The sequence below is a fragment of the Caecibacteroides pullorum genome (assembly GCF_019239235.1).
Classification (GTDB): domain Bacteria; phylum Bacteroidota; class Bacteroidia; order Bacteroidales; family Bacteroidaceae; genus Bacteroides; species Bacteroides pullorum.
Genome location: NZ_JAAZTS010000007.1, coordinates 1 through 12,694, shown reverse-complemented (window position 1 = coordinate 12,694; position 12,694 = coordinate 1). Strand labels below are relative to the sequence as shown.

Here is a 12,694-nt window from a genome sequence, read left to right as displayed (position 1 = left end):
TTTGGCGTAATTTCGTTTGGCAATTTGGCAAATCAAGATTATTTCCATCCCAAGGAAGATCGTACCATTCCGGCCTCACGCTTTCAAAACAACTGCAACACACGAACAATCAAGAATTTGCTTGAAAGGCAGGAAAAGTCACGGAGGTGAAACATGAACCAGCAGGCAAATTTCAACACAACTCGCTAATATACAAGCGAATACAGTGAAACTTCACCGGAAGAAAGTCGTCAAAAGCGTTGTTTCACAGCATCGGTCAGCCTTTGCGATAGTGGAGCACCACGCCGTTTTCGCGACGGAAAGCCCGATCGGCCACCTGACGCAGACGGTCGGCCGTGACGGCACGATAGTTGTCTACCTCGCGGTTGATGTCGTCGGCCTGCCCCGTCAGTTCGAACCAGGCGAGATTGGTGGCTACGTTCAGGTAATTCATATTACCAAATATCTGGGAAGCCTCGAACTTGTTTTTCACCTTCTCCAGTTCCGGCTCGTCTACAAGCTCCCGACGGAGCAATTCCAGTTCGGCACGGACGGCGGCCTCGGCTTCGTCGAGGGAAACACCCGGCGAGGGCTTGCCGCTGATGTGAAGCAGACCGGCATCGCGGCTGCCGGAAATGTAGGCGTCGATGCTGGAGAAGAGTTTGCGCTCCTGCACCAGGCGGAGGTTCAGGCGGCTGGAGCGGCCGTTGGAAAGAATATCGGACAGAATGTCGAACGCGTAATAGTCGGGATCGTCGCGGCGGCACATGTGAAAAGCCATGAAGAGCGCGTCGAGGGGAACGGGACGCTCCACGCAGAGGCGGCGTTCTTCGGTCTGCTCAGGTTCCTGCGGCAAGCGGCGTTCGGGCACTTCGCGACGGGGGATGGGGCCGAACCATTTCTGCGCAAGGCGCACGGTTTCTTCCCAACCGATGTTGCCCGTGACGGCCAGCACGGCATTGTTGGGCGCATAGTGGCGGTAGAAGAAGTCCTTCACCTCGTCGAGCGTGGCCTGTGCAATGTGCTCCAGCTCCTTGCCGATGGTGGGCCACTGATAGGGATGGACACGATAGGCCAGCGGACGGATGAGATGGCCCACGTCGCCGTAGGGCTGGTTGAGGCAACGCTGCTTGAACTCCTCCATCACCACCGCACGCTGTACCTCCAGGCTGCGCTCGCTGAAGTCGAGGCCCAACATGCGGTCGGACTCCAACCAGAAGCCCGTCTCCACGTTTGCCTTGGGCACGGTGAGGTAATAGTTGGTGATGTCGTTGTTCGTCCAGGCGTTGTTCTCGCCGCCCGCCAGCTGGAGCGGCATGTCATAGTCGGGGATGTGCAGGGAGCCTCCGAACATGAGGTGTTCGAAGAGGTGGGCAAAGCCGGTGTGCCGGGGATGCTCGTCGCGTGCACCGACATCGTAAACGATGTTCAGCGCCACCATCTGCGTACTGGCATCCTCGTAGTGCACCAGTTTCAGGCCGTTGTCCAGTGTCAGTCGGTTAATCTTGAACATACCCTGCTCTCCCCCAGACCTTTCAATCCAACACTTCGACCTTGATGATCTTCACGTCTTCCTCGGGACGGTCGTTGCGGTCGGTCTTCACCCGCTGGATCTTGTCGACCACTTCCATGCCTTCCAGCACTTCGCCGAAAACGGTGTATTCGCCGTCCAGATGGGGTGTACCGCCCACGGTGGTGTATGCCTTCACCTGCTCGGGTGTAAAGCGGAACTCGGGCTGGCCGGCCAACTGCTTCTCTACCTGCGCAATCAGGGTGTCCTGCAAGTTCATCAGTCCTTCCTGATCGCCTGCCTTGCGCATCTTGTAAATGTCCTTGGCATGCTTGGAGGCCAGCGTGTTGAACAGGTTGTTGAAGCGCATCTGGTTCATCTGCTGCTCCATGCCCAGCAGGGTGGAATCGCTATAAACCTTGCCGGTCACGATGTAGAACTGGCAACCCGACGAAGCTTTCTCAGGGTTGACATTGTCTCCCTGGCGGGCAGCGGACAGGGCGCCTTTCTTATGGAAATACTTGGGATAGACAAACTCGGCAGGCACGGTGTAGCCCACGTCGCCCGACCCCAGCATCTGACCCTTGGCAGCGTTCTTCGACTCGGGGTCGCCTGCCTGGATCATGAAGTCCTTGATGACACGATGAAAGAGGGTGCCCTCGTAGGTGCCGTCCTCGGCCAACTTGATAAAGTTATCACGGTGTTTCGGCGTTTCGTTATACAGTTTCACCACGATGTCGCCGGCGGTGGTCTCAATCTTCAGTCTGGTTTCTTCGCTCATGTTTCTGGCTTTTTTCTCTGACTTGCAGGCCACAAGGCAGCAAGTCAGTATGGTTAATAATACAAATGAAATCCTTTTCATTCTATCTTTTTGTTTAATTTAAGTCTGCAAATATACTAAAATCAGCCAAAACCACTTACCTTTGTAACATTAAAATAAAATTCAGGCTATGAAATCTATATTAATAGTAGAAGATGACATCACTTACAGCATGATCCTGAAGACATGGCTCACGAAGAAAGGTTTTCAGGTACAATCGGCCAGCAGCATCGCGCGTGCCCAGAAAATGGTCGAATCGGATGCCATAGACCTGATATTGTCGGACCTCCGCCTGCCCGACCGCGACGGCATCGACCTGCTGAAGTGGATGAGGGAACAGGGACGACAGACACCACTGATCATCATGACCGGCTATGCGGACATCCAGTCGGCCGTACAGGCCATGAAGCTGGGAGCGCAGGACTACGTAGCCAAGCCCGTCAATCCCGACGAACTGCTGAAGAAAATGGAGGAAGCGCTGAAGACTCCCCTACGGGAAGCGGCCGCCAAGTCACAGGAAGAAGCTCCGGCCAAACCGGCGCATGCCCCAGCCGAACCGGCGTCGGACTTTCTGGAGGGAGAAAGCGATGCCGCCAAGCAGCTCTACAACTACGTGAAGCTGGTGGCACCCACCAACATGTCCGTACTCATCAACGGTGCCAGCGGCACGGGCAAGGAGTATGTGGCTCACCGCATCCACCAGCTGAGCAAACGTGCCCAATATCCGTTCATCGCCATCGACTGCGGTGCCATCCCCAAGGAACTGGCAGCCTCCGAGTTCTTCGGCCATGTGAAGGGAGCCTTCACCGGCGCCCTGACCGACAAGACGGGCGCCTTCGTAGCGGCCAACGGCGGTACCATCTTCCTGGACGAAATCGGAAACCTGAGCTACGAAGTACAGATACAGCTGCTCCGCGCCCTGCAGGAACGCAAGATACGCCCCATCGGCTCGAACAAGGAGATACAGGTGGACGTGCGTCTGGTGTCGGCTACCAACGAAAACCTGGAGCAGGCTATCGAACGCGGCCACTTCCGTGAAGACCTGTACCACCGCATCAACGAGTTCACCCTGCGCATGCCACAACTGAAGGACCGCCACGAGGACATCCTGCTCTTCGCCAACTTCTTCCTCGACCAGGCCAACCGCGAAATGGACAAGCATCTGACGGGATTTGACGAAGCGGCTTCCAAAGCCCTGACCGAATATCATTGGCCGGGCAACCTGCGCCAGATGAAGAACATGGTGCGCCGCGCCACCCTGCTTGCTACAGGAAAGTTCATCACCATGAACGAGCTCTCCGACCTGCAGCAGACGGCCAACACGCCAACCGCCAACATATCCCTGCGCAACGAAGAAACGGAAAAACAACATATTCTGGAAGCCCTACGCCAGACCGGCAACAACAAAAGCCGCGCGGCCCAGATGCTGGGAATCGACCGCAAGACGCTATACAACAAACTGAAACTCTACAACCTGTCGGACTCATTGTAGAATAAAAGTGGGGAAATATTCCCCACCCGCCTCCACACATCCACAACCTTTTCCACACTTCCCCTCCAGCCAGCTAGATTCTAATAGACTGTTTATCAAAAACATAAGAAAACAGTGAGTTTTCTGGCACACTATTTGAGCCTTTCTACATGTAAGCAAACGCTTGCTTGAACAGACTAACTTAAACCTAAACAATATATATATACTCAAAAGCAAGTGAAAGTAAAACGTTAGTATTGTAGCAGCCCTGTTTATGTTTGTTTGTGGAGAGCTCTCTTTGGCACACTTCCCTTCAGGAAGTTGCCAGGAGAGCTAAATTCAAAAAACCGAAGATTTTCAGCCCTACTATTCATCGGTCATGAAACAATCCATCCCCATCAAACTAAACATCTGCCCAAGTTGCTGAACAACAGTAAGCCACTAACAAGAAAAAAGCCGCCCCGTCTTGTCTATTCTGGGGGCGGCTTTTTCTTTTTTATCGTTTTGACGTTTTTCTACGCTTACCAATGACGTTCGGGATACAGGTCGTTCCACCATTCGGGGCTGTCCTGCAACCACTTGGCAAACCACGCCATGATAGAGTTGTGCCACTGGACACGTTTGTCGTAGTCGGCAATGAAGTGGTTCTCACCATCCACGGTAATGAATTCCACCGTCCGGCCCAGAATCTTCAACGCATTGTACAGCTGGATGCTCTCGCCGATGGGCACATTGGTGTCGGCCGTACCGTGCAGGAGCAACAGGGGCGTGTGGATCTTGTCGGCATTGAACAGGGCGCCGTGCTTGGTGAAGAGGTCGGGCTGCGACCAGGGATAACTGCCTGCAGCGGCAATGGCGTTGTAGGAATAGCCCCAATAGCCTTCACCCCAGTAGCTGGTGACGTTGCTGATGCCGGCATGCGAGGCGGCAGCGGCAAAGATGTCGGTCTTGGTCTGCAGATACATGGTCATGAAGCCGCCATACGAGGCACCCAGGCAACCGATGCGCTCGGCATTGACAAACGGATGGGCCTCACAGAATTTCTTGGTACCCTCGATGATGTTGTCGGCCGTATAGTCGCCCCAGGCATTGACGTGGCGGGCAGAGAATTCCTGTCCGTAGCCGATGGTACCGCTGGGCTGGATGACATAAACCACATAGTCGCGCGAAGCGAAGAGCTGCGGACTGTAGGGCGAGGTCATGCCACGCGTAGTGGGTGTAGTACCACCATAGTAGTAGACAATCAGCGGATATTTCTTCTCGGGATCGAAGTCGGGAGGCAGACACATCATGCCTTCAATTGTCGTACCGTCCGAAGCCGTGAAGTTCCATTCTTCCATGCGGCCGAACTCAATCTTGTCCAGCGTCTTCTGCATCGGATTGGCCAGCAGCTTGGATGTCTGTTTCTTGCCGTCGTACAGATAGGCCACGCCGGTCGAGGTGTTGCCACCGCCTACATAGGCTGCCACCTGGGGAGCCTTGTCGGCCAGCGTAAAGGACGAAATGACATCTTCGGCCAGGGGGAGCATCTCGAACGTGCCTTTCTTCGGCGTATAGCGGTAGATGTGCTGGCAGTCTTTGTCGGTGGTATTGAAATAGATGCAGCCGTCCGTACGGTTCCATTGCAGGAGAGACACCGACGGATTGAAGTCGCGCGTGATGGGCGTTATCTCCTTAGTAGTCAGGTCCATCAGGAAAGCCTGCGTGTCGAAGTCGTTGGCAATGGGATGCGAACCACAATTCTTGCCGATGCCACCGAAGGCCTCGGGACTGCCGATCAGCACCAGCTGACGGTTGTCGGGCGAATAGGAGGCGGAGTTGAGGTAGGCGTCCTCACGCACCAGCGTATCGGCCTTCATCGTGTTCAGGTCGATTTCGAACAGGGTGGTCAGGCTGTAGGGACACTTCGTGATGTTGGGTTTCGACGTGGTGCAAAGCAGCTTGGCACCGTCCCAGGAGATATCGTTCAGGTAGACGGGACGCGAACCATAGGTCAAGCGCTCGGAAACGCCCGTCTTCAGATCGTACTTCACCAGATAGGAGCGGTTGCGCGAGCCGGGGATGCGGTCGTCGGGCATCAGCATGCGCTTCAGGGGGCCGCTGACCTTCTCGCCTTCGTCTGAAGACGAATAAATGAGGTAATCTTCCGTGGGCGACCAGGTGAATCGTCCCTCCGGCAGGTTGGCCATCACCGTCTCCTCGCGCATGGTGGCGGGATCGAAGACAATCAAGTCGTTCTTTTCGTCACCCGTCACGGTATAGTAGAGCTTGCTGCTTACGGGCATCCAGCGGGCATTGGTGGGCACGTTGGGATGGATCATGCGACCGGTCTTCACTTCGGTCAGCTCCTGCCACGTGCGCGAGCGCTTGGTGGAATAGTTGTCCCAATAATAGGTCAGCAGGTACTTGCCGTCGGGCGAGAGGGAGACGGAGTAGACTTTCTGTCCGAAGGCGGTATTGTAGAGCGACAGGCGGCGCTTCAGGTCGGGAGCCATGTGGAAGGGCACGTTCTCGAAGTCCTTATCGCCCTCGAAGGTGCACTTCAATACGGGTTCGGCCTTGTCGTCGGCCGAGGCAAGGAGCTTGATGACGATTTCGTTATCGGCTTCGGGCTCCAGACGCAGGCTGATTTCAGCGGGATGCACCTGCGAGAGGCTGTCCTGAGCGGCATCCTTCACATGCTTGGACACGCCGTTGACGAACACTTCGAAGCGGACGGGCGAAGACACCTTGAGCTTGCCCTTCATGAAGTGCTCGGCACGCAGGTTGGTAGCAAAGAGGTAGAGCAGGTTGTCACGGTCGGCACGGGCTACACGGACATAGCCGGCGGTATCGGCCTCGACGCGGTCGTAAGTATAGGAGTCGAAATCCAAGTTCACTTTGGTTTTCAACAGTTCCTTCATGGCAAACTTGTCGCCCGTGAAGTTGATGCTATCCCCTTGGAGGGGTGCCCGCAACGATACGGCGGGACGCAGGTAGAAAGCAGACGCCTGCTGTTGCTGCGCCTGCAGGGACATTCCTGCACAGAGCAGCAATGCCGGGAGTATCAGTCTTTTTTTCATAGAAAATCAGTGTTTTCAAAATACAGGTTTTACAAAGAACTTGTGAGGCTGCGCCACAGATTGTCCGACGGAACGGGAGCCACCACATCGATCAGTTCCTTCGAAACAGGATGGACGAAGCGCACGCGGCGGGCATGCAGGCAGATACTGCCGTCGGGATTGGAGCGGGGAAAGCCATACTTCAGGTCGCCCTTGATGGGGCAGCCCATCTTGGCCAATTGGCAACGGATCTGATGATGGCGGCCTGTCTTCAAGTCCACCTCCAGCAGGCTGTAATTGTCCGAACGGGCGATGAGCCGATAGTGCAGGATGGCCTTCTTGCTGCCGGGCTTCTCGGTGTCGTAGGCGTAGCTCTTGTTCTGCTTCTCGTTGCGCACCAGGTAGTTCACCAGCTCGCCCTCGGTCTCGGCGGGCGTCTGCTTCACGATGGCCCAGTAGGTCTTCTTCACCTCGCTGTTCTTGAACATCTCGTTCAGGCGCGACAGGGCCTTGCTGGTCTTGGCAAAGACAACAAGACCGCTCACAGGGCGGTCCAGGCGATGGGTCACACCGATAAAGACGTTGCCGGGCTTGTGGTACTTCTCTTTCAGATACTGCTTGACGGTTTCCGAAAGGGGCACGTCGCCCGTCTTGTCTCCCTGAACAATCTCCGAAGCGGTCTTGTTGACGATAATGATGTGATTGTCCTCGTAAACGACGGTCATCTCAATGCTGCATTACATGTTCATACCACCGTCGATCTGGATCACCTGACCCGAAACGTAGGACGACATGTCGGATGCCAGGAAGGTAGCCACGTTGGCCACGTCTTCGGGCGTACCGCCACGGCGCAAAGGAATCTTCTTGCACCATTCGGCCTTCACTTCGTCGGACAGGGCGTCGGTCATGGCTGTGATGATGAAGCCCGGAGCGATGGCGTTGGCACGGATGCCGCGTGAGCCGAGTTCCTGAGCGATAGACTTCGCCAGAGCAATCATACCAGCCTTCGAAGCCGAGTAGTTGGCCTGTCCGGCATTGCCATGAACACCTACTACAGAAGCCATGTTGATGATGCTGCCGGCTTTCTGGCGCATCATGATGGGCGTACAGGCGTGGATGAAGTTGAATGCCGACTTCAGGTTCACGTTGATGACCATATCCCACTGCTGCTCGCTCATGCGCATCATCAGGCCGTCGCGGGTGATGCCGGCGTTGTTCACCAGGATGTCGATGCGACCGAAGTCCTGATGGATGGCCTCTACCACCTTGGCCGTATCCTCGAAGTTGGCTGCGTTCGAAGCGTAAGCCTTGGCCTTCACGCCCATGGCTTCGATTTCTTTGGCAGTATTCTCGGCGTTCTCGTCGATTAGCAGGTCCGTAAATGCTACATTGGCGCCTTCAGCGGCGAACTTCAATGCGATAGCCTTACCGATACCACGTGCGGCACCAGTTACGATGGCTGTTTTTCCAGTTAATAATCCCATAATCGTATTGTTTAAAAATTAAAAGTATCTTTTCTTCGTTGTAAAACTATCTTTTCCGCTCCGTATCACAGTGCTTTCGGATCCTTGCGGTGCAGGGCGCCGAAGACGATGCGTGCCACGTACTTGTCGCGTGTGGCGTCGTCCAGATTGGCTCCGATCTGTCCGCGGATATAGGGCACCTCGATACCTTTCACACAATAGTGCACCAGCTCGGCCGTCATGTCGAGGTCGTCTATCTGAAAGACGCCCGTCTCCATACCCTCGCGCAACACGTCCTTGAAGAGCTGCACCTCTTTTTCGTCGAACCGCTTGCGTGCCTTCTCCACCTTCCAGATGTCGCGGAAGAAGTCGGCACGGAGCGTACCGTTGCGGTAGACCACTTCCTTCACCACGTCCAGGCGGGTGTAGATCATCTCGAGCATCTTCTCGTCGGGCGAAATGTGCTTGTCGGCCACACGCTTCATGGTGTCCAGCAGGATGTCCAGCTGCGACTCGACCACGGCCAGGTAGATATCCTCCTTGCTCTTGAAGTAGGTATAGAGCGTGCGTCGTCCTTTCTTCGAAGCGAGGGCGATGTCGTTCATCGTGGTGTTCTCGACGCCCATCTTCGCAAAAAGCTGACGGGCGACGTCCACTAACTGGGCTCTGGTCTTGGATAACGGCATGGTTTAATAATTGCACATTGCGTATTAATCTGTGCAAAAGTAAGACATTTCCCATTATCACACAAGAAATAAAAAAAATATCTGCCGAATATTTGTTTTTTCAAAAATAAGTCGTACCTTTGCACCCGAAATCAAGAACATCGCGGAGTGGAGCAGTTGGTAGCTCGTTGGGCTCATAACCCAAAGGTCGTAAGTTCGAGTCTTGCCTCCGCAACCAATAAAAAAGGAATTGCAATCGCAATTCCTTTTTTCATTTTATCCTCTCCTCCCGCTTATTCACGCAGGAGGATTTCACTTGGATTCTTTATTTTCAGATTCAGCTTGGCATTCTTCGACAGGGGATTCCACAGAATACGACGGCATTCCTGCGGATCTGCCTGGAAGTCCACATTCCTTGAGCCGCTCAAGTATTCGGTATCGATGCGGAAGGAGTCTGTTTCAACCTTAAAATTATACAGTCCGCCCAAATTCAGATACAAACGGTCCACAGAACCGCTATTCAAACACAACTGACGCGACAAGGCAGACAGAGCACGGAAGTGGGAATTCTGCACAAACACTGTGGCAGGACTGTGGAGGAAATCAATGAACAGCGAATCGCGTTGCAAGTCCTGCAACTCTACTGCATCAAACACCTCTCCTTTCAAGCACTCAACGCTTTCGGGCAAGCGCAATTCCAAAGGCTCAGCCTGCAGGCTAAAATAGGAAGGTATTTTTCCATGTGGCATTTTCTTCTTCAATTTCTCGGGCGGAAAGCTGAACACAATGTCCAACGTATCTCCCTGCGATTGAAAGTCCATAAATTCCTCTATATCGGCTACATAAAAGAGGCTTCCAGCAGTAGTGTCTGCCGAAGTCACTTTCAGACGGATATTATTATTATTAACGGCCAAATAATAATTCAACTCGTCGTTGCCATCTTGTTTATGCAGCATTCTATCCATGCGGAATCTTATGACCTTACAGGCAGGCAACGGACGCACACGCTCTTCTCCTTCCAAACGGATGGTCATGTCCGACGCGCTTCCGCTGTGCGTTCCCCAATAGATAATGGTGGCACTCATACCAGCCAAAAGGGCCAGCAGCACACCCAATATTACATAAGTTGTTCGTTTCATAACTTGTTATTCTTTTCTTGATTCTTGGCATAATCGCGGTACATCGCCGCCAGTTCGGCATCGGAAATGCCCAGCGTGTACAGCTGTTTGAAAAAATAATCGACCTCGTTCGTCAGGAACTGCTCCTTGCGCAGGGCGAGAATCCGCTCGCGGGCACCCGCGGCCACAAAGTAGCCGATGCCCCGCTTGTTGTAAATGATACCCTGCGACTGGAGCTGATCGAACGAACGCATCACCGTGTTGGCATTCACCTCCACCACGGCGGCATACTCGCGCACCGAGGGAATGCGGCCGTCTTCGGCAAACTTTCCCACCAGTACTTCGTCGCAGATGCGGTCGGCAATCTGCAGATAAATAGCTTTCGTATCTCTAAAATCCATACTTACCAACGATTAATGATTTCTGCTTCCTTCAAACGATAATAGGCCGTCACCCAGCAGAAGATGGCAAAGGCAAACAAGAGGCAAGTGAACAGCGTCATCACCGTTTCTTCCTCCATGTCGGGACCATAAGGACCGAAGGTCAGCGATTTGACCAGCGAAACCAGTACGGCCACAAAGATAGAGATAACAACAATCAAAGCTGCCGAGGTCTTAATGAACGCATTCTTCGGCCACAAGGCGCTGCCCAGCACATAGGCGCTCTGGACGGCAAAGTAGAAGGAAAAACTAAAGAGCGTCCACCGTCCTGTACTGAAGAAATGAGGAAATATGGTTTCATCTCCCAACCGTCCGTAGGGGAACGTCTGTATCACTTGAGTGAAATCAGGATAGGCCAGCGAATAGACCAATACACGTGTCAGGTCCGCCAATACAAAAGCTACGGCATAGGCTAGCAGAAAGACCAGCGTATAAATGAACCAACGGGAGAAGTACTTCTCGAACATCGTGGCCGGCAGCATCAGAGCCGAAATCCGACGGCGCTTGTCTTTCATGAATTCCATCACGAACGAGGCACTCAAAGTTCCCATGATAAAGATAAGGAAACATCCTACTCCAAACTGGGCACCCCAAACCGGGTCCCTGTATTGGGAATCCGACATTTGAAGTCTTTCCAGATAGAGAGTTGCATTGCTCGAATCCCAATGATATTCCAAATAGCCCATCCAGATGAATATGACAGCCAAAGCGCCATACATCACTACCAGCCGCAACACATTCGTCCGCCAGTTCTCCACCAAATCTTTCTGACAGTAATCCAGAAAACGCGGCATGCTGAAAAAACGATCACGCATCATCTCTCCTCCTCCACTTTAGAATGAAACAATTCCTTTATCTTCTCGGGGTCGGCCAATACGGCACCGAAGAGCAGCTCCAGATTGAGCTTCGTCTCTACGCCCTCGCGGTTGGGCAGCAGCAGGCTGTTGCCTTGAACCGAAGGCAGTTTGTACAAAGCCTCCTCGGCCAGAGCAGGGCTATCGCTCTCCACAAAAGCCAACCGTTCAGTCACGCGGACGATGGACTCGTCGAGCAGCACGCGGCTGTTGTTCATAATCACCACATGGTCCAGCACATTGTCAATGTCTCTCACCTGATGGGTGGAGATTACAATCGTCCGCTCGTCCGACATGCCCGAGGCGATGAACTTACGGAACTGGCTCTTCGCCATGATGTCCAGTCCGTTGGTCGGTTCGTCCATCAGCAGCAGCGAGGTATGCGTGGCGAGTGCAAAACTCATGAACACTTTCTTCTTCTGCCCCATCGACAACCCGCCCAGATGGATGTTCCAATCCATCTCGAACAGATGCAGATAGGTCATCATGTCCTCCTTGCTGAAGTTGGGATAGAACGGGCTGTTCAGCTCCACAAACTGAACCAGTGAAACGGCAGGCAAGTCAAATTCCTCGGGTACCAGAAATACATCCCGAAGCGTTTCGGGCAGGCGTCTCCGCATATCCACCCCATGATACATCACGCGGCCATGCTTGGGCGTCAGCAGTCCGCACATCAGATACAACAGAGTGGACTTGCCCACTCCATTTTTCCCCAACAGCCCATACACCCGGCCTTTCTCCAGGGAAAACGAAAAGTCCGACAACACCTCGGGCTTCCTGCGTCCATAACTGAACGAAATATTCTCTACTTGTAGCATAACATATTAATATTTGATGTTCCATCACCAGTATCCTCCTGAAATAACGGATTAAAGGCCTATCACCCATAACTTCTGAAGAACAATAGTGTATTAGATTAATAGTACACTGCAAATGTAGTAAAAGAATGTACATGCACAAAGAAAAAGGAAAAAAACTTAGCAAGAAAAATAGATTTTATACAGAAAGGCAGAAAACAGAAGCTAGGAATGCAACGAAGCACTGGATAAAAGAATGACGAAGTACAATATGAGGGTGCAACGAAGCACTGCGTGAGGATGTGACGAAGCACTTGCTGAGGGCATAACGAAGCGCTTCATGAGGAGGCCAGAAAGCACTGCATGGAAGAGATAGGGATTCTCCCGGCGGGCATAAAAAACAAAGTCCCCCGCAACAAGATTGTTACGGAGGACTTCTGAAGGAAAACGGCGGCGACCTACTCTCCCACTGTTACGCAGTACCATCGGCGTGACCGGGCTTAACTTCTCTGTTCGGAATGGGAAGAGGTGGAACC

General features: G+C 53.3%; 11 protein-coding genes, 1 tRNA gene and 1 rRNA gene. 2 read left to right on the top strand and 11 right to left on the bottom strand.

Annotated elements, in window-relative coordinates; translation table 11 throughout:
* Window positions 1–256: 256 nt before the first annotated feature.
* Window positions 257–1,492, bottom strand: a complete 1,236-nt coding sequence (locus HF894_RS06655) for a M16 family metallopeptidase (protein ID WP_204972678.1) — start codon at window positions 1,490–1,492, stop codon at window positions 257–259.
* A gap of 22 nt (window positions 1,493–1,514) precedes the next feature.
* A complete protein-coding gene (locus HF894_RS06650) occupies window positions 1,515–2,351 on the bottom strand; it encodes a peptidylprolyl isomerase (RefSeq protein ID WP_021848757.1) in 837 nt (278 codons plus the stop codon).
* 88 nt (window positions 2,352–2,439) lie between these two features.
* Between HF894_RS06650 and HF894_RS06645 the strand changes: the two genes are divergently transcribed.
* Window positions 2,440–3,801: a sigma-54-dependent transcriptional regulator gene (locus HF894_RS06645; RefSeq protein WP_204972676.1), complete on the top strand. Its 1,362-nt coding sequence runs from the start codon at window positions 2,440–2,442 to the stop codon at window positions 3,799–3,801.
* 500 nt (window positions 3,802–4,301) lie between these two features.
* Here HF894_RS06645 and HF894_RS06640 read toward each other — a convergent pair whose 3' ends face one another.
* The 4 genes from HF894_RS06640 to HF894_RS06625 form a co-directional block, all read right to left on the bottom strand.
* On the bottom strand, window positions 4,302–6,842 hold the full coding sequence (locus tag HF894_RS06640) for a S9 family peptidase (protein WP_204972674.1): 2,541 nt from the start codon (window positions 6,840–6,842) through the stop codon (window positions 4,302–4,304).
* A gap of 29 nt (window positions 6,843–6,871) precedes the next feature.
* Window positions 6,872–7,546, bottom strand: a complete 675-nt coding sequence (locus tag HF894_RS06635; RefSeq protein ID WP_021847650.1) for an RluA family pseudouridine synthase — start codon at window positions 7,544–7,546, stop codon at window positions 6,872–6,874.
* Between the two features lie 12 nt (window positions 7,547–7,558).
* The gene (fabG, locus tag HF894_RS06630; protein WP_075318803.1) at window positions 7,559–8,305 is read right to left on the bottom strand and encodes a 3-oxoacyl-[acyl-carrier-protein] reductase; all 747 of its coding nucleotides are present in this window, start codon (window positions 8,303–8,305) and stop codon (window positions 7,559–7,561) included.
* A gap of 65 nt (window positions 8,306–8,370) precedes the next feature.
* Window positions 8,371–8,970: a TetR/AcrR family transcriptional regulator gene (locus HF894_RS06625; protein ID WP_021847652.1), complete on the bottom strand. Its 600-nt coding sequence runs from the start codon at window positions 8,968–8,970 to the stop codon at window positions 8,371–8,373.
* Between the two features lie 141 nt (window positions 8,971–9,111).
* Here HF894_RS06625 and HF894_RS06620 point away from each other — a divergent pair.
* Window positions 9,112–9,187, top strand: a tRNA-Met gene (locus HF894_RS06620).
* A gap of 55 nt (window positions 9,188–9,242) precedes the next feature.
* On the opposite strand, the gene HF894_RS06615 is transcribed toward HF894_RS06620, so the two are convergent.
* The 5 genes from HF894_RS06615 to rrf all read right to left on the bottom strand — a co-directional run.
* Window positions 9,243–10,088, bottom strand: coding sequence for a hypothetical protein (locus HF894_RS06615; protein WP_204972672.1), 846 nt, complete (start codon window positions 10,086–10,088; stop codon window positions 9,243–9,245).
* Complete coding sequence (locus tag HF894_RS06610) at window positions 10,085–10,468, bottom strand: GntR family transcriptional regulator (RefSeq protein ID WP_075318805.1); 384 nt, start codon at window positions 10,466–10,468, stop codon at window positions 10,085–10,087. The genes HF894_RS06615 and HF894_RS06610 overlap by 4 nt, the downstream gene beginning before the upstream one ends.
* 2 nt (window positions 10,469–10,470) lie before the next feature.
* Entirely contained in the window at window positions 10,471–11,301 is an 831-nt protein-coding gene (locus HF894_RS06605; RefSeq protein WP_204972670.1) for a hypothetical protein, read from the bottom strand.
* 20 nt (window positions 11,302–11,321) lie between these two features.
* Complete coding sequence (locus HF894_RS06600; protein ID WP_204972668.1) at window positions 11,322–12,179, bottom strand: ABC transporter ATP-binding protein; 858 nt, start codon at window positions 12,177–12,179, stop codon at window positions 11,322–11,324.
* Between the two features lie 424 nt (window positions 12,180–12,603).
* Window positions 12,604–12,694 (bottom strand): 5S ribosomal RNA (gene rrf, locus HF894_RS06595); the annotation flags it as partial.